Source organism: Sulfitobacter sp. (assembly GCF_036961165.1).
GTDB lineage: Bacteria > Pseudomonadota > Alphaproteobacteria > Rhodobacterales > Rhodobacteraceae > Sulfitobacter.
Map to the genome: position 1 here is coordinate 26,327 of NZ_JBALVJ010000029.1, position 20,853 is coordinate 47,179.

21 protein-coding genes and 1 pseudogene are annotated in these 20,853 nt (G+C 58.2%); 8 read left to right on the plus strand and 14 right to left on the minus strand.

What is annotated here, in order from left to right:
* The first annotated feature begins 22 nt into the window (after window positions 1–22).
* The 3 genes from V7730_RS13105 to V7730_RS13115 all read left to right on the plus strand — a co-directional run bounded on the left by V7730_RS13105 (window position 23) and on the right by V7730_RS13115 (window position 4,199).
* The gene (locus V7730_RS13105) at window positions 23–691 is read left to right on the plus strand and encodes an ABC transporter ATP-binding protein (RefSeq protein ID WP_335748043.1); all 669 of its coding nucleotides are present in this window, start codon (window positions 23–25) and stop codon (window positions 689–691) included.
* Window positions 688–3,204, plus strand: a complete 2,517-nt coding sequence (locus tag V7730_RS13110) for an ABC transporter permease (RefSeq protein WP_335748044.1) — start codon at window positions 688–690, stop codon at window positions 3,202–3,204. Before V7730_RS13105 ends, V7730_RS13110 begins: the two co-directional genes overlap by 4 nt.
* 89 nt (window positions 3,205–3,293) lie before the next feature.
* On the plus strand, window positions 3,294–4,199 hold the full coding sequence (locus V7730_RS13115; RefSeq protein WP_335748045.1) for an inositol monophosphatase family protein: 906 nt from the start codon (window positions 3,294–3,296) through the stop codon (window positions 4,197–4,199).
* A 9-nt stretch (window positions 4,200–4,208) separates the two neighbouring features.
* Here V7730_RS13115 and gcvH read toward each other — a convergent pair whose 3' ends face one another.
* On the minus strand, window positions 4,209–4,574 hold the full coding sequence (gcvH, locus tag V7730_RS13120) for a glycine cleavage system protein GcvH (protein ID WP_335748046.1): 366 nt from the start codon (window positions 4,572–4,574) through the stop codon (window positions 4,209–4,211).
* A gap of 128 nt (window positions 4,575–4,702) precedes the next feature.
* Between gcvH and V7730_RS13125 the strand changes: the two genes are divergently transcribed.
* Window positions 4,703–5,263: a gamma-glutamylcyclotransferase family protein gene (locus V7730_RS13125; protein WP_335748047.1), complete on the plus strand. Its 561-nt coding sequence runs from the start codon at window positions 4,703–4,705 to the stop codon at window positions 5,261–5,263.
* A gap of 41 nt (window positions 5,264–5,304) precedes the next feature.
* Here V7730_RS13125 and gltX read toward each other — a convergent pair whose 3' ends face one another.
* The 4 genes from gltX to V7730_RS13145 form a co-directional block, all read right to left on the minus strand.
* The gene (gltX, locus tag V7730_RS13130) at window positions 5,305–6,639 is read right to left on the minus strand and encodes a glutamate--tRNA ligase (RefSeq protein WP_335748048.1); all 1,335 of its coding nucleotides are present in this window, start codon (window positions 6,637–6,639) and stop codon (window positions 5,305–5,307) included.
* A gap of 108 nt (window positions 6,640–6,747) precedes the next feature.
* Entirely contained in the window at window positions 6,748–7,545 is a 798-nt protein-coding gene (locus V7730_RS13135) for an alpha/beta hydrolase family esterase (RefSeq protein WP_335748049.1), read from the minus strand.
* A gap of 84 nt (window positions 7,546–7,629) precedes the next feature.
* The gene (locus V7730_RS13140; RefSeq protein ID WP_335748050.1) at window positions 7,630–8,178 is read right to left on the minus strand and encodes a hypothetical protein; all 549 of its coding nucleotides are present in this window, start codon (window positions 8,176–8,178) and stop codon (window positions 7,630–7,632) included.
* A gap of 20 nt (window positions 8,179–8,198) precedes the next feature.
* Window positions 8,199–9,860, minus strand: a complete 1,662-nt coding sequence (locus V7730_RS13145; RefSeq protein WP_335748051.1) for an NAD+ synthase — start codon at window positions 9,858–9,860, stop codon at window positions 8,199–8,201.
* A 163-nt stretch (window positions 9,861–10,023) separates the two neighbouring features.
* On the opposite strand from V7730_RS13145, the gene V7730_RS13150 reads away from it, so the two are divergent.
* Window positions 10,024–11,466, plus strand: coding sequence for an MORN repeat-containing protein (locus V7730_RS13150; protein ID WP_335748052.1), 1,443 nt, complete (start codon window positions 10,024–10,026; stop codon window positions 11,464–11,466).
* Between the two features lie 8 nt (window positions 11,467–11,474).
* On the opposite strand, the gene V7730_RS13155 is transcribed toward V7730_RS13150, so the two are convergent.
* The 4 genes from V7730_RS13155 to V7730_RS13170 form a co-directional block, all read right to left on the minus strand.
* Window positions 11,475–11,657: a hypothetical protein gene (locus V7730_RS13155; RefSeq protein WP_335748053.1), complete on the minus strand. Its 183-nt coding sequence runs from the start codon at window positions 11,655–11,657 to the stop codon at window positions 11,475–11,477.
* An 18-nt stretch (window positions 11,658–11,675) separates the two neighbouring features.
* Window positions 11,676–12,080, minus strand: coding sequence for an FkbM family methyltransferase (locus V7730_RS13160; protein ID WP_335748054.1), 405 nt, complete (start codon window positions 12,078–12,080; stop codon window positions 11,676–11,678).
* Window positions 12,081–12,267: 187 nt separating this feature from the next.
* The gene (locus V7730_RS13165; RefSeq protein ID WP_335748055.1) at window positions 12,268–12,414 is read right to left on the minus strand and encodes a hypothetical protein; all 147 of its coding nucleotides are present in this window, start codon (window positions 12,412–12,414) and stop codon (window positions 12,268–12,270) included.
* Window positions 12,415–12,961: 547 nt separating this feature from the next.
* On the minus strand, window positions 12,962–13,834 hold the full coding sequence (locus V7730_RS13170) for a sigma-70 family RNA polymerase sigma factor (RefSeq protein WP_335748056.1): 873 nt from the start codon (window positions 13,832–13,834) through the stop codon (window positions 12,962–12,964).
* Window positions 13,835–13,917: 83 nt separating this feature from the next.
* Here V7730_RS13170 and V7730_RS13175 point away from each other — a divergent pair, with 83 nt between their 5' ends.
* From V7730_RS13175 to V7730_RS13185, 3 genes are read left to right on the plus strand one after another with little or no spacing between them, the layout of a single operon-like run.
* Window positions 13,918–14,526 (plus strand): MarR family transcriptional regulator, encoded by a 609-nt coding sequence (locus V7730_RS13175; protein ID WP_335748057.1) that lies wholly within the window; start codon window positions 13,918–13,920, stop codon window positions 14,524–14,526.
* Window positions 14,523–15,731 carry a P-loop NTPase gene (locus tag V7730_RS13180; protein WP_335748058.1) on the plus strand — a complete coding sequence of 403 codons (1,209 nt, stop codon included), beginning with the start codon at window positions 14,523–14,525 and terminating at the stop codon, window positions 15,729–15,731. Before V7730_RS13175 ends, V7730_RS13180 begins: the two co-directional genes overlap by 4 nt.
* Entirely contained in the window at window positions 15,724–16,995 is a 1,272-nt protein-coding gene (locus V7730_RS13185) for a DUF6522 family protein (RefSeq protein ID WP_335748059.1), read from the plus strand. Before V7730_RS13180 ends, V7730_RS13185 begins: the two co-directional genes overlap by 8 nt.
* Window positions 16,996–17,104: 109 nt before the next feature.
* On the opposite strand, the gene V7730_RS13190 is transcribed toward V7730_RS13185, so the two are convergent.
* The 5 genes and pseudogenes from V7730_RS13190 to V7730_RS13215 form a co-directional block, all read right to left on the minus strand.
* On the minus strand, window positions 17,105–18,115 hold the full coding sequence (locus tag V7730_RS13190) for a cytochrome d ubiquinol oxidase subunit II (protein ID WP_335748060.1): 1,011 nt from the start codon (window positions 18,113–18,115) through the stop codon (window positions 17,105–17,107).
* A gap of 2 nt (window positions 18,116–18,117) precedes the next feature.
* Window positions 18,118–19,493, minus strand: a pseudogene (locus V7730_RS13200) (cytochrome ubiquinol oxidase subunit I).
* A 218-nt stretch (window positions 19,494–19,711) separates the two neighbouring features.
* Window positions 19,712–20,044, minus strand: a complete 333-nt coding sequence (locus tag V7730_RS13205; protein ID WP_443070222.1) for a TFIIB-type zinc ribbon-containing protein — start codon at window positions 20,042–20,044, stop codon at window positions 19,712–19,714.
* 109 nt (window positions 20,045–20,153) lie between these two features.
* A complete protein-coding gene (locus V7730_RS13210) occupies window positions 20,154–20,333 on the minus strand; it encodes a hypothetical protein (RefSeq protein WP_335748063.1) in 180 nt (59 codons plus the stop codon).
* A gap of 27 nt (window positions 20,334–20,360) precedes the next feature.
* Window positions 20,361–20,642, minus strand: a complete 282-nt coding sequence (locus V7730_RS13215; protein ID WP_335748064.1) for a DUF465 domain-containing protein — start codon at window positions 20,640–20,642, stop codon at window positions 20,361–20,363.
* Between the last annotated feature and the right edge of the window lie 211 nt (window positions 20,643–20,853).

A 20,853-nucleotide genomic window follows, 5' to 3' on the forward strand; every position in this document is an offset into this window, starting at 1 on the left:
GGACGCCACCAATGAGGGCCCCATGAACAATCCAATATTCTCTCTTAAAGATGCAGCCTTGCGCCTGAATGGCAATGCGGGACCTGTCGAAATCCTGCACGGCATAACGCTGGAGGTGGCCGCCGGAGAAAGTATTGGCCTGATCGGGCCTTCAGGATCGGGGAAATCCTCGCTTTTGATGGTTATGGGCGGGTTGGAACAAGCCACCGGCGGCAGTGTTCATGCTATGGGCGAAGACCTGACCGCCATGAACGAAGATGCGCTGGCGCGGTTCCGCCGTGACCGGATGGGAATCGTGTTCCAGTCATTTCATCTGATCCCGACAATGACAGCGCTTGAGAATGTCGCGACACCGCTGGAATTGGCCGGACACGCGGACGCATTTGATTGCGCTGCCGAAGCGCTGAAAACCGTCGGGCTTTCTTCGCGGGCCAAGCACTACCCTGCGCAAATGTCGGGCGGCGAACAACAGCGCGTGGCGTTGGCCCGCGCCACAGCACCGCGACCTGCAATCCTGCTTGCGGATGAACCGACAGGCAATCTCGACAGCGCGAACGGTGAAGCAATCATGGATCTGCTGTTTGACCTGCGCGATAAGCACGGCTCGACACTGGTGTTGGTCACGCACTCTGATGCTCTGGCCGAGCGCTGTGACCGCATCATCTCCCTGAGCGACGGGCGCATCGTATGAGCCTTGCCCTTGCGACGAAATTCGCCCGCCGCGAACTGCGTGGCGGCTTGCGTGGCTTCCGGTTGTTTCTGGCTTGCCTTGCACTTGGTGTTGCGGCCATCGCTGCCGTTGGCTCTGTCCGGTCGGGTATTGAAGCGGGACTTGCCCGCGAGGGCGCAGCACTTCTGGGCGGCGATGCAGAGCTTGAGCTGACCTACCGCTTTGCCTCCGAGGCCGAGCTGGCGTGGATGCAAGCTAATGCAACTGCCGTCTCTGAAGTGGCCGAGTTTCGTTCGATGGCTGCTGCGGGAGATGACCGCGCACTGACGCAGGTCAAAGCCGTGGACGGCATGTATCCATTGGTCGGAACAGTCCACCTGGAACCTGAAATGCCCTTGGCTGATGCATTATCGGTGCAGGACGGGCTGCCCGGCGGTGTAATGGAACGCGCGCTTATCGATCGGCTTGGCTTGCAGATCGGTGACGTCTTCGCCTTAGGCACGCAATCCTTCACTTTGCGCGCTGAAATCAACCGCGAACCGGATAGCGCTGGATCGGGCTTTGCCCTTGGACCGCGCACGCTGGTGACCCGCGACAGCCTTGCTGCCTCTGGCCTGCTGTCTGCGGGTACGCTCTATAACAGCAAGTATCGCCTGAAGCTGCCGCAAGAGACATCGATCACCGCGCTGGAGGCCGAAGCTGAAGAGACATTCGCCAACAGCGGCATGCGCTGGCGTGATGCCAGTAATGGCGCACCGGGTGTGGCCCGTTTTGTCGAAAGACTAAGTTCGTTTCTGATTCTTGTAGGCTTGTCCGGCCTTGCCGTGGGCGGCGTTGGCGTCTCGGCTGCCGTGCGCAGCTATCTGGCCCGCAAGACCGAAGTCATCGCGACCCTGCGGGCGCTTGGGGCAGATCGTGCCACGATCTTTCAGACCTATTTCATCCAGATTGGTATCCTGTCTTTGCTCGGCGTCGTGATCGGTGTGGCCCTTGGTGCCGCCGTGCCGTTGGCGCTTGCCCCTGTTCTTGAAGCGCGCCTGCCGATCCCCTCAGCCTTCGCGATCTTCCCCGAACCGCTGATCGAAGCTGGGCTTTACGGTCTGTTGACCGCCTTCATTTTCACCCTTTGGCCATTGGCCCGCACCGACCGCGTGCGTGCGGCAACATTGTTCCGCGATGCGTGGGACGGGGCCAGCCGATTGCCCGCGCTGCCCTTTATCCTCGCCACAGGGCTGGCCATTGCTGCGCTCATAGGATTGGCAGGCTGGTTTAGCGGGAACTGGTGGCTCACGCTTTGGACGCTGGGCGGTATCACTGGCGCGCTGGCGCTGCTGTCCCTCGCCGCTTTCGCCATTCGCATTGCTGCGCGCGTGCTCAGTCATCGCCTGCGTGGACGGCCACGTTGGCGGTGGGCCATGGCTGCGATCGGAGGGACCAGAGAAGGCGCCGGCGCAGTTGTGCTGTCACTTGGGCTGGGTCTGTCGGTGCTGGCCGCTGTAGGGCAAATCGACGGCAACCTGCGTCAGGCCATCGCGGGCAACCTCCCCGATGTTGCCCCCAGCTACTTCTTTGTCGACATCCAAAAAGATCAGATGCCAGGATATACCGAGCGCATGCAAAATGATCCCGCCGTGAGCCGCATTGACAGCGCGCCCATGCTGCGCGGCGTTGTAACCAAGATTAACGGCAAACCTGCTGCCGAAACAGGTGGAGACCACTGGGCTCTGCGCGGGGATCGGGGCCTGACATATGCCGCCCAACCCAGCGAAACAGCCATCATCACCAAAGGCAAATGGTGGGCGGCCGATTATACTGGCCCGCCACAGATCAGCGTCGCCGCAGAAGAAGCGGAAGAGATCGGTCTCAATCTTGGCGATACTTTGACGGTAAATGTACTCGGGCGCGACATCACCGGCACAATTACCAGCTTTCAAGAGGTGGATTTTTCCAACGCGGGCATCGGCTTTGTCTTTACGATGAACCCCGCTGCCCTTGAGGATGCGCCGCATACCTTTATCTCGACAGTCTACGCCGAGCCCGAAGCAGAGGCGCAAATCCTGCGCGATCTGGCGAAGCAATTTCCGAACATTACCGCGATTCGTGTCAAGGACGCCTTGGCCCGCGTCGCCGATGTGCTGGGTGGCCTTGCGGCGGCAACCTCTTACGGGGCCGCGGCAACATTGCTCACCGGCTTTCTGGTGTTGATCGGCGCTGCAGCCGCCGGAGCAGATGCGCGGACCTATGAGGCGGCCATGCTGAAAACCATGGGCGCGTCGCGGCGCATGATCGCCGGCAGCTTTATCTTGCGGGCAGCTCTTTTGGGTTTCGCAGCGGGTGCCGTGGCACTGCTGGCCGGCGCATTAGGCGGCTGGGCCGTAAGCACCTTTGTGATGGAGACCAACTATAGCATCATCTGGCCCTCTGCCCTGATGATCATCATCGGCGGGATCGCGGCCACTGTTCTGGCCGGCCTTGGTTTCGCCCGCCGCGCGCTACAGGCCCGCCCCGCCCGCGTACTACGCGCACGGGAGTAATCAGGCCAGAAACGACGCCTAATCTCTGCTCTTCCCCTTTGCCTTCGAGGTACAGGGGAGTAGAATCGGTTGGAACAAGGAGTGCCCAAATGACCGACATCAGCACCACGCAGGAAACCGACCACACTCTGCCAGCTACATTGGCCCCCGCCATCAGCAACGCGCAACGCACGCAGATCATCAACATGGTGCGCCGCGCGGCCCGCGCCGAAGTGATGCCCCGCTTCCGCCGCCTGTCGGACGGCGACATTCGCACAAAGTCCAACGCACAAGATCTTGTCACCGACGCTGACACCAAGGCAGAAGCGATGATCGCGCGGTCATTGCAAATCGCCTTTCCCTCTGCGCTTGTGATCGGGGAGGAAGCTGTTGCCGCGAAACCGTCGCTTTTGGACGGCATCGCAGAGGCGCAACTGGCCTTTCACATTGATCCCGTCGACGGCACATGGAACTTTGCACATGGCCTGCCGCTGTTTGGCGTGATCATCGCCGCGACGCGCTACGGTAAGCCTGTATTCGGCCTGATCTACGATCCGGTGGGCGATGATTGGGCCATCGCGGACGAAGAGATGACACCCCAGCTGCAACGCCCCTTCGGCGCGCCGCACACGCTGCAAGCGGCCAAAAGCAAACCGCTCGAAGAGATGTCGGGTATCATCCCGCTGCATCTGTTCCCCAAGGACAAGCAGGCCGCCCTTGCTGCGACTTTCCCTGATTTCACGCGCATCAACACGCTGCGCTGTTCAGCGCACGAATACCGGATGCTGGCACAGGGACATGTTGACTTCAGCCTGACAGCACTGCTGCACCCATGGGACCACGCCGCTGGCGCATTGATCGCCAAGCGCGCGGGCGCCCATGTAGAAATGCTGGACGGAGGCGACTATGACGCCGCACGCAAGACCGGCCACCTACTGATCGCTCCAGACAAGGCGACATGGAGCAAGCTGAAGAAAAAATTCAGCTTCCTGATCGCGCCCACAGACGAAAAGTAAGTCTTCGGCCTATCGGATGTATTTCTGGTAGGCCGCTTCGTCCATCAGATCTTCTAGCGCATCGGGATCGTCGATGCTCATCCTGAACAGCCAGCCGTCACCTTGCGGGTCCTCCGAGATCACCTCAGGCGCACGGGTGAGGGGCGTGTTGACTTCAACGATCTCACCGTCCAGCGGGGCAAGAATGTCGACCGCATCATCATCCGCCTCGACGACCACAACCGGATCATCCGCCGAGATCACATCACCCTCTTCGGGCAACTCAACGAACGTAACCTCGCCTAATTCGGCAGCGCCGTAAGTCGTGAGACCGACAGTGACTTCGCCTTCGTCATCATCGACGCGCAGCCACAGGTGTTCTTCGGTAAATTTCATGGCACTTTTTCCTCTTCTTTTTCTGTTTTGCCAAAGCCTGCGGGATTTTTCAATCGCCATGTGCGGGGTTGCTCAGTTGGCAAAGCAATGTTTAGGTAGCGCCATAATTTCAAAGGCAATCTTCTGCAATGTATCCTTGTTTCTTTGGCTATGGCAGCCTTGTTAACCGCGACACCCACAGCTACGCGCAGGCCGCGCGCGCGCAGCTTTCCGGTTGGCGCCGCAAGTGGGTTTATACGCAAGAACGCGGGTTGGCTTTTCTAAGCGTTGTCGCGGACCCTTCGACAACCATCGATGGCCTGATTGCTGAAGTCCCCGGCGCGGACTGGGCAGCACTTGATGCCCGCGAATATGGCTATGCGCGCATACCCTCCGGTGCGGCCGTCCAGCATCCGAATGACCCGCAAACCCACATATCTCATTACGCCGTTCCGCCAGAGACATGGGTAGAGGGCCAGACCAACCACATATTGCTCAGCTATCTGGATGTGGTCGTGCAAGGATATTTACGGGAATTCGGCGCTGGCGGCGTAGCAAATTTCTTTGCCACGACCGACGGTTGGGAGACGCATATCCTAGATGATCGCGCGGCTCCCAAATACCCCCGCGCGCAAATGCTAGGCGCGCAGGAAACATCATTGGTCGATCAACATCTTGCCTTGCGCAACGCCACAATCGTGGCGGGCTGATCTATTAGCCTCCCCTGCAAGAGGGGAGGCCGTGCAGGCCCTTAGGCCCGCGCTTTTACCACCTGCAACAGCGGCATCACTGCCGACATATCAGGGCCGTGTGCCTGACCCGTCAACGCCTTGCGCAACGGCATGAACAGGCCCTTGCCCTTGCGGCCAGTCGCCTCTTTCACAGCAGCAGTCCAGTTAGCCCAAGTGGAGTCGTCAAACTCCCCTTCGGGCAGCATCGCCATAGCTTCTGCAATGAACTCACGATCCTCGTCTTCGATCGAAGGCTCAGCCCCTTCGCTGAACATGGTCCACCAGCCTTTGAGATCATGCAGCGTGGTGATGTTCTCACGTGTCACGCTCCAGAACCGTTCTGCATGAACGTCCGGTACACCCAAGGCACGGATGTCCTCGGCCACATCGTCCAGCGACAGCGTTTGCAAATAGCGCGCAGTCAGCGGCTTTAGGTCTTCTGCATCGAATTTCGTCGGGGCAGAGCCAAAACGGGTGATATCGAAGCCTTCAATGAACTCGGACATCTCGGTGCGCAATTCGACAGGATCGCTTGATCCCAGACGCGACATAAGGCTCAGAAGTGCCTGCGGCGCGATCCCCGCCTCGCGCAGGTCCTTGAGTGCGAGCGTGCCCAGACGCTTGGACAGCGCCTCGCCCTGCGGTCCGGTAAGCAGCGAGTGGTGAGCAAAAGAAGGCACAGTGCCGCCCAGCGCTTGCATGATCTGGATTTGCGTTCCCGTGTTCGTGACGTGGTCAGAGCCGCGCACAACATGGGTCACGCCCATTTCGGTATCGTCCACAACGCTGGCCAGCGTGTACAGAATTTGGCCATCACCACGGATCAGAACCGGATCAGATACCGAAGCACCGTCAATGCTCACGTCGCCTAGAATGCCATCGTTCCAGACGATCCGCTCTTGCAGCAGTTTGAAACGCCAAACACCGTTGCCACGCTCTGCGCGCAGGGCTTCTTTCGCCGCATCATCCAGCGCAAGTGCTGCGCGGTCATAGACCGGCGGCTTACCCATGTTGAGCTGTTTCTTACGCTTGAGGTCCAGCTCTGTCGGCGTCTCGAACGCCTCATAAAAGCGGCCCATCTCGCGCAGCTGTTCTGCGGCTTCGTGATATTTCTCCAACCGCAGAGACTGCCGTTCAACGCGGTCCCAATGCAAACCGAGCCAGTCAAGATCGCGCTTGATCCCGTCCACATACTCTTCTTTAGAGCGGTTCGGATCGGTATCGTCGATCCGCAAAATAAATTCGCCACCCGCCTTGCGCGCAATCAGGTAGTTCATCAGCGCAGTGCGCAAGTTCCCAACGTGAATCCAGCCAGTCGGGGACGGGGCGAAACGTGTAATGGTTTTATCAGACATATATGCCTCCTGTTGCCGCGCTTGCTGGCACAGCGACGCACATTTGTCCAGTTGACAGCGCATCTAGCACGGGGGTTCTGCACGCGCTCCTTAGGGACGCATCACACCTTACAGCTGTCCAGCAGCCATCAACCGTTGCAACGCATAGTCCAAGTATTCTGTCCGGAACGAATGCCCCCCCTTGAAAAGGCAGAACTCAAGGATATCACCTGCCGGATTGTCGCGTTGCCTGCAGCGCTGCATGTCCGTGTCGACGTTTTGCGCAGGCCCGAAAGACCCCAAGCTGCCATACATCTGCATTGCGTCCGAAACCTTGCCCTGCCGTGTCGGCCCAATCGCACGGCCATCCAGCGGCACAGTCGTGTCGCGGTCACCGTGGATATGCACAAGACTTGCGGCAGGTGTGGCGCAATCATCAGGAGGGGTTAACCAGAAGGTACCAGAAAACGGCACAAACCCGACAAAGGTCTCAGGCCGCGCGCACGCTAGGTTCCAGACCATCATACCGCCCGCGCTGAAACCGCTGGAAACCATCCGCGTGGGATCAATATCAAACCGCGCCTGCGCATCCGCGATCATCGCTTCGAAATAGGCAAACTCGGCTGCGCCACTGCTATCTGGCGTGCGGGGACCATTGGGCAAGTCCCATGTCCCGTCCACCCCTTCCGCCGCGATCAAGGCCAAACCCTTATCGTGCACCATTTTACGCAGGCTGCCATTACGCATCACACCAGCAGCAGAACCACCATATCCATGCGCCCAGATCACCGCGCCCACGGGCGCCTGCACTGCCTCCGGTAAAGAGATTCGGTAAAGGCGATCACCCACCAAACAGTCACTGTCGGCGCCACAAGCGCGTACCATCGGGGATATCATCAGGGTCAGGAAAAAAAATACATAACGCATTAACGATCCTTGAGCCGCATAGACCCGAGCCTCAAGTCAATTCTTTGTGTCACTAAGGAAGACAGCCAAGACCAAGGCACGGCCCTATTTCGGATCTGCCTTCTTAGAAAAGACCTGCAATGCTTTTGCCGCAGACACGACCCGCCCGGCCGAGAAGTCCTTGAGCATGATCTGCGGGATCAGGATATGATAATCCGATTTACGAAACAGGCTGGCCGTTGTTGAACGCTGCCTTGGCGTTTGCGCAGCATAAAGCGCGCCAGTACGCGCCACCCTTATCCCGATATAAGTTGTAGGTATAAAAGTGCCTTCGCTGCGATCTCGATACACGCCGAAATCCGCTATCTGGCTCCATGTCAGCGGAGGTGCGTAATAGCCTGAGATGCCGTCCTCATCCATCCGCAGCGCGATCGGTTGCCGGATCGCAATACCAAACAGATAAATTGAAATGCCAAGTAAGGCTAGAGCCATGCCGATATTCACGACCGTTGTAAGCGCCGGTGTAGCCTCACCTGCGCAGCCGAACCGACAGCGCAGTAGCATTCCTCCAGCAAGCGTAATGCTACACACAGCCAACAGAGCCACAACTTCACGATACGTCTTAACAATGACGACTCTGGGGCTCTTGCTCATACCTATTGCAAACCGCGGCCTCAGCTTGGATCACGCCAGCGGTTTGCAATCGGATAACGGCGGTCCAGCCAGAATGCACCTTTGGTCAGGCGTGGCCCCGGTGCGGACTGGAAGCGTTTATACTCAGAGATATAGACAAGATGCTCGACCTTCTTGGCCACGTCACGGTCAAAGCCTGCCGCGACACAATCCGCGATTGAGCCGTCACGGTCCACCAGAATTTCCAAAATCGCATCAAGCTCGGGGTAGTCGGGCAGGCTGTCGCTGTCCTTCTGGTCATCGCGCAGCTCAGCCGAGGGGGCCTTGGTGATGACGTTCTCTGGGATCACCAAGGCCCCCTCGGGGCCCATCATCCACTCAGCGTGGTTGGCATTGCGCCAGCGACATGTCTCAAACACGCGCATTTTATAAAGATCTTTGATCGGGTTATAGCCGCCGGCCATGTCGCCATAGATCGTGGCATAGCCCACCGCCACTTCGGACTTGTTACCAGTTGTCAGTAACATCTCACCAAATTTGTTAGACAGCGCCATCAACAGCAAGCCGCGTAAACGGCTCTGAATGTTTTCCTCGGTCAGATCAGGTTTGGTTCCCTCAAACAGCGGCGCCAGCGTTTGCATGATCGCGTCACGCCCCTCCTTGATCGGCACGTAGTCGTACCGCGCGCCCAGCGCCTGCGCGCAATCCTCGGCATCCTTTAGGGACCCGGCAGAGGTATACTCGGACGGCAGCATGACACAGCGCACATTTTCAGGGCCCAGCGCATCTACCGCAATCGTAGCCACTAGCGCCGAATCGATACCGCCGGACATGCCCAACAGGACTTTCTTGAAACCAGTCTTGCGCATGTAGTCGCGCAGGCCCTGCACCATCACGCGGTAATCCTGCGCGTAAGGATCAGCATGGACAACCTTCTCACCCTCGATAAGGCGCCAGCCGTCCGACCCACGCTCTAGGTCGACGTGCTGGGTCATCGCGTCGAAGGCGGGCATCTGGAAGGCCAGCTTGCCACCGGGGTTGAGGCCAAAGCTCGCGCCGTCAAATATCTGGTCGTCCTGACCACCCACCATGTTGAGATAGATCAGCGGCAAACCCGTTTCGACTACACGCGCGACCATATGGCTGACCCGCGTGTCGAACTTACCGCGGTAGTAAGGCGAGCCGTTGGGCACCAACAGAAACTCCGCGCCGGTCTCAGCCAGCGTTTCGGCGACATCTTCGTGCCATGCGTCTTCACAAATCGGACTACCAATGCGGGTGTTGCCCACCGAATATGGTCCACCCAGTGGTCCGCTGTCAAAGATGCGCACCTCGTCAAAGACTGTCTCATTGGGCAAGTGATGTTTAAGAACGCGAGAGACGATTTTGCCGCCCTTGAGGATCAGATAGGCGTTGAACAGCTCGGCGCCTTCGGCCAACGGCGCGCCGATTGCCAAGGCAGGACCGTCCGCACAGTCAACTGCCAGTGCTTCGATATGGGCCATCACATCCAGCTGGAAGGCTGGCTTCATCACCAGATCCTGCGCGTTGTAGCCCGTGATGAACATCTCAGGCAGCGCCACCAGATCCGCGCCTGCATCGCGGCCCTCGATCCATGCCGCGCGGGTTTGTGCCGCGTTGCTTACCAGATCGCCGACCGTCGGGTTCAACTGCGCCAATGTGATGCGAAACCGCTCTGCCATGGGTGTCCCTCTCGTTTACCAAGCCTGATGTAGCAGATCATGCGTCTAGGGAAAGCCCACATTGGCCGATGGGGTAAAAGGTCGTTGCCCCTTTGGGCCTGCATCATTAGTCTGCTCCTGACCAGACGGGCACGCGACGCCCGACCCAGATGACAGGACCACCATGACACTGCGCACCCTCCTGCTTGCCGCCGCCCTGACGCCGCTGACGCTTGCCCCTGCATGGGCGCAAAACACGCAGGTGCTTAGCAAACAATACGATGACGGCGGCGTGTATGAAGGCACCTTCAAGGCCGGCTTGCAGCATGGCAGCGGCACTTACGCCCTGCCCAACGGGTACGAGTATTCGGGCCAGTGGGTAGAAGGCGAAATACGGGGCAAGGGCGTTGCCCGCTTCCCCAACGGTTCCGTCTATGAGGGCGATTTCTCCAAGGGCAAGCCCGAGGGGATCGGCAAAATCACCATGGCCGACGGCGGCACCTATGAAGGCGAATGGCAGGCCGGCACCATCGCAGGCCAGGGCGTTGCAATCCACGCCAGCGGTGAACGCTACGAGGGCGGCTTTCGCAATGGCAAACGACACGGCAAGGGCGTCTTGGTCACGCCCGCGGGCTATGAATACCAAGGTGACTGGGTTGACGGTCAGGCCACTGGTCAGGCGGTCATCAAAGACGCCGATGGTGCAATCTACGAAGGCACTGTTGTGAACGGCGCGCGCTCCGGCACAGGCACACTGACCCACCCCGAAGGCTTCAAGTTGGAGGGCACTTGGGCCAACGGGCAGCTCAACGGCAAGGGCAAGATCGTTCAAGCCAATGGCGACACCTACGAAGGCGATCTGGTGGAAGGCCGCCGCGAAGGAACGGGATCTTCGACCACTTCGTCGGGTGATACCTACACGGGCGAATATCTGAACGACCAGCGCCATGGGACAGGCACCTTCAAGGGCGCTGACGGTTATACTTACGAAGGGGAATGGGTCGAAGGACGCGCCGAAGGGGCTGGCACCGTGACTTATCCGGACGGCTCGGTCCAGACCGGGACCTTCATCGACAACCTTGCGGAGGGGACGGGTGCAATCACCTATCCCGATGGCTCCACCTACGAAGGAGACTGGGTTGGCGGCGTGATTGAAGGTCAGGGCCGTGCGACCTATCCCAACGACATGGTGTATGAGGGCGGCTTTGTGAATGCCCGCAACGAGGGCCAAGGCACGCTGACCTACGGCGACGGCCGCACATACGTGGGCGCGTGGATAGATGGCCTGCGACACGGTACCGGAACGGCCACCTACCCCGATGGCACGGTCTATGAAGGCCAGTTCATGAATGGTCGCCGCGAAGGCGCCGGCAAGATCACAATGGCCAGTGGATTCGTCTACGAAGGCAAATGGGCCGCCGGTGAGATTGAAGGCCAGGGCACAGCGACTTACGCCAATGGAGATGTCTATGTCGGCATGTTCAAAGGCGGAAGGCGTCAGGGGCAAGGCACCATGCGCTACGCCACGGGCGAGGAAGCCTCAGGCGACTGGGACGACGGAGCACTGGCCGAGCCTGCGATCACAGAGCAGGTAGAACCAGCGCCCCAGACCCCCTCAAGCGACTAAGCCCAAAATTAACTGCGCGTCTTGAACGGCTTATAGAACGCGTTGCGCTCCATCATGCCCATCAAGGTATACTCGGCAGCAGGACATAGCTCCCGCAGCTTTGCCTCAATCTCGCGCGGGTCCTGATCTGCCAAGGTCTCCAGCACCACCAGCGGGTGCCCATTGGAAAGCGATTGTGGCGCGCCTTCCAAGGCGAGCCCTTCGTGCCCTTATTTGTCCAACTGAAGCACACTGACTTTACGGGCTTCGGGCACAAGATCATCAATCCGCACGATATCGACGTCAATCGTACGCCCCTCCTCGAGCGCTTCAACGATTTTGGACGACCCACCCATTTCCTTGCCTGCTGCCGCCGAAACCATTAACGGCAACACCGCTGTTTCTCTTCCTACAGCGACTGGCGATAACTTGACGTTTTTGATGTCGTTGAGCGCCAGCGTCATCGTCGCGGCGGCAAATCCGGTCGGGTTCGGCTCAAACGAATGTACGTAGGCACCACGTTTCAAGGTCCGTGACATGAAGGGCAGGAAATCTCCGACAAACGCGCCGCCACTCACAATATCGCCGTTCCCTACGAACTGCGGGATCAGGCTCAGCGTGCGCGGCTCGTTCACCTCGCCTCTCAACAATGTCTGCTATACTTCGCGTTTCCGGAAAGTGCCCAGAATACAGTAAAACCCTTAGGAATTCATCGCGGGGGACCAGGGAAAGTCGGGAGGGGTAACTGACATTGTGACTGCTGCTCTTTTTATGGCTTTGTCAGATCGTTACAGAAGCAGGCGCAGCAAGCAAGATAGCGGCCTAGATATCAATGGCAAACTGCGCCTCAAACGCAACGCCGCCTGGCTGGGTAAACCGGACCACACGGCTGCCGCTTTCGCGACGGGCCCAACCAAGTTCCTCCATCCGCACCAGCATCGCACGGCCCAACCCGCCAGCCAAATGCATCCGCCGCGCGCTCCAATCCAGACAGGTGCGCGAGCCTTTTCTAGCGCTGACAGATCGACACCAAAAGCGGTGACAAACTCTACACCGGCGGCGCTCAATAGAACTGTATCATTTGTTTCAATCAGATGGCCCCGGGCCAGCATGGCGTCATACATCGCGATGCCCCGCGCAACGGCCAAGTGGTCGTAGCACACCCGCGCCTTCGTATTCTAGGTGCGCGGCCCCCCACAACGGAAACAACTGATCCAACAAGAAGGACACGAAGCAATGATGATTTGTAGAGCAGATTTCGAAGAACTATTTCCCGAATTATTCAAATCGGAACAAGGCCAGCTGGCGGTATCGAGCGCTCCTAAACCACGTTCGCCTTGCTTCGACCGCTGGGACGATGACGGGGGCCGCACTCATTCCAGCTCCAAGAAATCAAACAAAGTGCCCCGCGAGTAACGGCAATCTCAAAAGAACAGCAGCACCCATGATGTGCCGGAATTGATCTGTTTTACAGACTCAACGCTGCAGTTAAGCCAAGCCATGACATGGCTTCGGCTTAATCTCCTGCGCGAACATGCTGGATAGAAACTGCTGAATTCGCAAACGACGCACGCAGTCGGATCAGAGCGGCTTCGCGGATCTGGCGGATACGCTCGCGGGAAACGCCAAACCGTTGGCCTAACGCATCCAGAGTTTTTGGTGTATCAGACACATATATTTGTATGATAATCTCCTGTTCACGCTTGGAAAGTCGGTCCAGATAGGTGGACATCTTGATCCAAAACGCACGGGAACCCAAACATGCGCTGACTTCTTTCTCAACATCTGCATCCGGGTCCTCAATCAGATCTTGCAATTGCGTTGTGCCACCATCGTCACCGACGGGACGGTTGAGGGACCCATCTGGGGCGGCCAGTCTTTGTTGCATCAACACAACCTGTTCGGGCGTAACCGCGAGCTCAGTAGCTATCCGGTCAACAAGGTGTTCCGGTGGTACCTCGCCTGCTGCGACCAGTCGGGTTTCAACGCGCTTCAGATTATGAAACAGCTTGCGGCTGGGCGCTGAATTGGGAAGCCTTACGAGGGACCAACCTTGGATCTTGTAGTCCTGGATTTCCGCCCTGATCCACCATGCGGCATAGGTGGAGAACCGAAACCCCTTGTCGGGGTCGAAGCGATCAGCCGCCTTCAACAACCCGATATTTGCATGCTGCAGAATATCGTTATCCAATTTGCGGCCTTTGCCCCCAGCTCGGCTGGCCGCCGCCATAGCAAGGGCTTGATGCGCGGCAACCAGACGGTTGCGTGCGGCAATATCGCCTTTGTCGCGCCAGCATCTGGCAAGCCGTGCCTCGGTGGGCGCGTCCAGAAATTCTGGGCGTAGTGTTTGTTTGCGGGCCATTCGGGGCGGAGGGAAGGGTTTGTTCATTTTCTGCACATTTGATATCGCTTCGATACTAATATTGATAAGAATTGCTTGTCAATAAGGTTTCGAAACGCTATCAATCTTCCATGATTGACAGTCCAACCACAACGGAAGAAATCGCCGAACTGCTCGTCTATCTTGGGCGCGCGGCGCGCGGGACCGACGCAGGATCTGACCTGACGGCGGCGCAATGGACGGCCACGCGGTTTTTCGCGCGCGCCAATCGACTTTCTCGGACGCCGTCGGCGTTTGCCAGCTTTAATGCCACGACGCGGGGCACTGCGTCGCAAATCATCAAATCTTTGATGCAAAGGGGCTATCTTGTCCGACATCAGGCAGTCGATGACCGTCGTAGCATTCGGTTGGACCTGACGCGCAGCGGGCAGGCAATCATGCGTCATGATCCTTTGCATAACCTGACGGAGGCCATTGATCAGTTGGAAGACGAGCTGCGCGCGGCGTTGCGGCAGGCTTTACCCGCATTGGCAGGAGAACTGGCCAAAGTTCGCGGCACCGTCGCCTTTGGCACCTGCGGCGATTGTCGGCATTTTTCGTGCTGTGACGCGGTCAGCTATTGTGCGTGCGTCGACGCTGAACTGGCTCCCGCCGATCTCGGCTGTCTTTGCGTGAATTTCGCCGCAAGCGAAGGCCGAAAAGCAGCGATGCCAAGCCTCAAATCAAAGGAAATATCATGACGACGGCACAAGCCACATCGAGCCCGGCTGGCGACCCCGGCATGGCGCATCTTGGACAGATCATTGCGGTCGCCAGCGGCAAGGGCGGTGTCGGCAAAAGCACCGTCAGCACCAATCTGGCATTGGCCTTGGCGGCGCAAGGTGCGGCGGTCGGGCTGGTGGACGCTGATCTTTACGGCCCCTCTGTGCCAGGAATGTTAGGGATCGAGACTGGAAAAGCTCCCACGATGTCACCTGCGGGTAAGGTGATCCCTGCGATTGCGCACGGGATCAAGGTCATGTCGATGGGCATGCTGACCGATGACGACAAGCCCGCCATCCTGCGTGGCCCGATGGTAACAAAATACCTGCGCATGTTTATTCTGGAGGTGGAGTGGGGCAAGCTCGACTATCTGATCCTCGATCTGCCCCCCGGCACGGGCGACACACAACTGACGCTAGCACAGGCCTTTCCGCTGACCGGCGCTGTTGTGGTCAGCACGCCGCAGGATGTCAGCCTGAAAATCGCCCGACGCGGCATTCGCATGATGGAGCAGGTCAAGGTGCCCATTCTCGGCATCGTCGAGAACATGAGCGGGTTTACCTGCCCATCTTGCAATGAGGTCACCCACATCTTCCACCAAGGCGGTGGTACTAAGATCGCGGCCAGCCTGGGTATCCCGTTTCTCGGTGCCATTCCGCTTGATCCTGCAATCGTGGATTGCGGCGATGAGGGCCGCCCTTTGGTGATTGCCCTTCCTGACGCACCCGCTTCGGAAGTATATCGCGACATTGCCGCGATCCTGTCAGGTCGCGAGCGCGACGCCGCAGGAATTCCGACGCCATTCGACTGGCATTGGGCCGATGACGCCAGCAAACCAAAGCCTGCAGCCCATGCGGCTCACGCAGGTGGTGCTGCTGAAATTCCGATAGCGCTGGATCGCCGCGACGGGCGTACTCTGGTCTTGTATTGGCAAGATGGCCATGACCAGCAGATCGACGTTCGCGATTTACGTCTGGCATGCCGCTGTGCTGCCTGTGTCGATGAGATGAGCGGGCGCGCGGTGCTGCACCCGGCGACTGTGCCGCTGAACATCGTGCCGACCCGGATCTGGAGCCTTGGAAACTATGCAATCGGTGTCAGCTTCAGCGATGGCCACAGTTCCGGAATTTATACCTTTTGTCATTTGCGCGGCATGGTGGCCGCCGTGGTTGAAGATGTCTGAAGTAACTGGCCCGCTGCGTATCCGCGCCGAAGCTTCGCCCGCTGATCCACACTCCATGCGCTTTGTATTGGACCGGGACGTGCAGGACGGTGCTTTGGCTAGCTTTCCCGATGCAGCTGCGGCGCAGGGCGCACCTTTGGCCGAAGCGCTATTTGCAATTCCCGCGGTGAAAATAGTTGATGTCTCGGGCGCGGTTGTGGTCGTGGTCAAGACCGATGACAGCAATTGGGACGACCTGAAGCGACTGATTGCCGATGCACTCCGCGGTAGCGTGGCTCAGCCTTCAGCGCCTTTGGGTCAAAGCGTCAGGACCTCTGGCCAAGCCCGGAGCGACGGCGAAATCCTTCTTGCGGTCCAAGACGTACTGGACCGACAGGCTAATCCGGCGATTGCCGCCCACGGCGGGCATGTTAGCGTTACGGGCGTGCAGAACGGTGTCGTCAGCATGCTGATGTCTGGGGGATGTCAGGGTTGTGCCGCCTCTGCTGCGACGCTTCGCGGCGGTGTGGAAACGATGATCCGAGCCGCTGTGCCCGAAGTTCGCGACATCATTGACGTGACCGACCACGCCGCCGGAGAGACCCCGTATTACAGCTCCGGACCGGGCGATGAGCAACAGCCGAAGCGCCCCTTATTGTATCGCCCCGTCCCACCCCATGCGATTATGCGTGAGGACGACCAGTTTCTGATCTCTCCTGAATATCTTGCACCGCGGCTGGGGATGGACGTAGAAACCCTGCAGGCGGCGATGCAATCGGGCGAGGTTGTCAGCCAATCTGAAACCGGAACCGAGGCGGACGCGGGAAAGACGCGGCTGATCATGCGATCCAGCAAGCGGGTCTGGGCGGCTGAAATCGCCGCAGATGGCACCGCCCATGAAATTCCCGCCCCGCGTGCCGCCGCAAAAGCTGCCACCGCAAGCAGTGCGTTGCGAGATCGCATTCGGACGCATCTGACAGACCAGTCTGCCGCAGATATGCCGATAACCTACGGCCAACTAGCCCGCGTGATGGGGCTTTACGCGCCCGGGTCTATTGGCAAGGTGTCGCAAGCCCTTGAGGCAACAATGATCGAGGACGTCGAAAGCGGTGCGCCCTTTCTTGCCTCTCTGGTCGTCAGCAAAATTGGGCAAGGTACCCCGGCCGAGGGGTTTTTTCAGCAGGCGCGCGCATTGGGCCGTGGGCCCGGCATCGGCGAAGACGACCAAAGCTGTTACCAACGTGAATTCACCGGTGCCGTTGCGATGCTAAAGGCCCCCGTCTGACGCGGTGCAAGTCAGAACCCGAGAGGACAAAGGCATGCGTCTAAAGTTGCCGCGATGCGGCGGTTTGATTTCGGATGTGGATGATGCGGTTTTTTTGAAACGAGACCGCTCAATCATATCGAAGGGCCGTCGTTTTGCCGCGGAAGATATAATAGGACAGAACCGTATAGCCCAGAATGGCCGGCAGCACGAAGAGCGTTCCTATCAATATGATAAACAAGCTTTCGGGCGCGGAGGCAGCGTCATAAATCGTGATCTTTTCGGGTACGACATACGGGTAAAATGAATAGGCCATGCCCCCATAGGCCAGAGTGAAAAGCGCTGTGGCGGCTGCAAAAGGGGTCCACGACCAACGATCCTCGGCTAAGGGGAGCCGCGCAAGTTGCCACCACAAAAACAGCACAAGCGCGCCCGAGACGATGGGCAGCGCTGACAGATACGCGAACTCGGGCCAGCTGAACCAACGATCAAAAATCCGCGTGCTCACGAACGGTGTGGCCAGTGAAATGGCACCGATCCCCAGAACAAGCCCCCAGATCCCGCCTTTTGCCCAGCGAAGCGAATGGAGCTGCAACCGGCCTTCGGTTTTCCAGATCAGCCATGCCGCACCGATAAAGCTGTAGCCGACGGTCAGAAATACCGCCGTCAAAAGCGCGAAGGCGACATGTGGCAAGGTCCATGTCAGACCCATGATATACATCCCCAGCTTGAACCCCTGACTGAGAGACGCCATCAGGGAGCCTGCGAAAAAGGCCCCGTTCCACATTCTCTTTTGCGCAATGGGTGCCTTTGCGCGCATCTCGAAGGACACACCGCGCAGGATCAGACCGATCAGCATGACAAACACGGGCAGATAAAGTGCCGTCAGGATGATCCCATGCGCCGGCGGAAAGGCGACAAGGAGTAAGCCGACCGCAAGGACCAGCCAGGTCTCGTTGGCATCCCAGAAGGGCCCGATCGAGGCGACCAGTCGATCTTTTTCGTCCTCGTCCGCCAGCGGCATCAGCAGCCCCACACCAAGGTCGAACCCGTCCAGCACCACGTAAATCAGGATCGACAGACCCATGAGGGCTGCAAACGTCCACGGTATCCAGATGGCAGGATCACCAAAATACTCCATGATTATTCTCCTGGCTGAAGGGCGACGACATTGGCTTCGCCGCGGCGGGGATAGGTGCGTGTGGTGAAGGGTTCACCTCGCGTCGCCTTGCGGGCCAGATAAGTGATGACGCCGATATAGGCGACGATCAGCACGCCATAGACCACGAGGTATCCGATCAGGGTGCTCAAAACCATGGCGGCGCGCACATCGCTGACCGCATCCTTGGTCGCCAAAACGCCTTGCACCAACCACGGTTGACGCCCGATTTCGGTGGTGTACCAGCCCGCCAGCGTAGCGATCCATCCGCTGAAACTCATCGCGCAAAACGCATAGAGAGGCAGTTTGGGTATGCCGCCAGCCCCGTATTTGCGCAGCAGGAACAAGCCCGTCCATGACAGCAACAGCATCGTCATGCCGATCCCGACCATGATGCGGAAACTGAAGAACACAGGTGCCACGCGGGGGTGCATGACCTCGCCGTCCTCGGCTACAAAATCGTTCAGGCCCGGCACGACACCATCGGCTTGTGCGTCAGGATCAAAGACGCGCCATTGGGGATCGAGATTTCGAACCGGTTTTCGCGGGCTTCTTCATCTGGTATCGCGAACAGGACCAGCGGTACATTGGGGCCGGTGTCCCAATTTCCTTCCATGGCGGCAACTTTGGCGGGCTGGTATTCAAGCGTGTTCAACCCGTGAAAATCGCCTGCGAGAATTTGCAGCGGAATGAGGCCCGAACCAGTAATGATACCGACCCGCAGCCCAGTCTTGACGTCCTCGCCGCGGTCGCCCCACAGCATCCGCAATGCGGAAATACCGGCAATCAGGAACGCAACCGTCAGGCCAGAGGCCAACATCATATGAACAAAGCGGTAGGGCATCGACGGGTTGAAAACGATCTCAAACCAGTTGGTCGCATGCACGACACCATCAATCAGCTCATACCCTTGCGGCGTGTGCATCCACGAATTCAACACAATAATCCAGAACGTCGACATCGTGGTGCCGAACGCCACAAGGAACGTCGCCAGCGTGTGCACCCACGGTTTCACCCGTGATGCCCCAAACAGCATGATCCCAAGAAACACAGCCTCAAGGAAAAATGCCGTCATGATTTCATAGGCCAGAAGGGGCCCTGCGACATTTCCGACCTTTTCCATAAAGCCGGGCCAGTTGGTGCCAAACTGGAACGACATCGTGATGCCTGACACGACGCCCATGGCAAACGACAGGGCAAACACCTTCACCCAGAACATATAGGCGTCCATCCATTTTCGGTCCCCCGTCGCGCTGAACCTCACCTTGAAGAACAAAAGCATCCAGCCCAACGCAATGGTGATCGTCGGGAAAAGGATGTGAAACGAGATGTTCGCCCCAAACTGGATGCGCGAGAGAATAAGTGTGTCCGCCGAAGGCTCCGTGTCTAACTTTTCTAACTTATTGCGTCAGTTAGGGCATAGGTCGCAGTCGGGAAGATCATGCGACAATAGGCGCAAGTCAGGGTCAAACTGGGCCAATTCGTCGATGTCCGGCTGCTGCCATGACGAAGTTGATACGTGATGCGCTACCCGCAAAGTTGTACGCCGCTTCGGCGTGAAGTGGCGTACATGAGCGGTCAGTCGAAGAATTCCGAGAAGATCGATTTTTTCTTTCGTCGTTTGTCATACCGACGGTCGTCGTATCGATCATCTCTGTGTCGATCCCGGTAACGGTCATCTTCGCCCTTCAATAGCGATGACGCCATCCCCACCAGCCCTCTGGCGTCGCTGCGCTGGTCAGGGCTGTTTCGCGCTTCGTTATCACGCGCCTCGTGGACCGAGGAGCGTTCGATGATTTTGTCCAGCTCTCCGCGGTCGAGCCAGACGCCCCGACACGAAGGGCAGAAATCGATTTCCACCCCGTTTCGATCAGACATCGACAAGCCGGTTTGGCATAAAGGGCACAGCATAGCCGAGACAGTTTCTTGAGTTCGCATTATAGAATTATCCTTCCTGCCGCGCGCCAAACGGGCTCTGAGGCGGTTGAAAACAGGTTATTGTTGTTGGACGTCGCGCAGTTCAGTCATCGCCGTCCTCTTCATCCGCGTCGCCGGTGTCTTGCTCCTCGGCGGTCTCGGCGTCTTGGACTGTGGCAGCCTCACCGATGACGCTGTCTTCCTCGTCACCGCCTGTCAGGAAATACCATCCACCAAATGCTGCGATGGCTCCGGCGATCATCCAGATATTTTTGCTTCCCAAGTGTCTCGCTCCTCTTTCTAAGTCTTACTATGTTTGAAGGCTGCTCATTTGAACTTGGCCTTGTTGCGCACGCTGGCCGTCCAGCGAGGCGATAATCCGGTCCTTTGCCTTCAACCGGGCCGCTTTAAGTGCACGCAGCTGTAACCAATCAGGACGCGGGCGTTTCATTTCTTCTCTGACCTGCGCATTGAGCGAAGAGATCATGCGGGTGAGCGCTTCTTGACGCGCGGTGAACGGCTTGCGGGGGGCGAACTCATTTTGTTTACTCCTTGCACTAATTTTTTGGCGCGATGCTGCTATCAGCACCATGCAATTGAGATGGGGATATTTTTGTGAAAATAAATGTGCATTAATGAGATTTAATGATAGTATTTTCCTATCACCAAGGACGTCTCATTCGATCTCCGCGGAGCACACATGAAACCCAACAAACTAACTCTGAAACAACTTCTATATCTTGTCGCAGTTGAAGTGGTCCTGCTTTTTAGGACAGTTTTGCGGCTTGGCTAAGATGCATCTG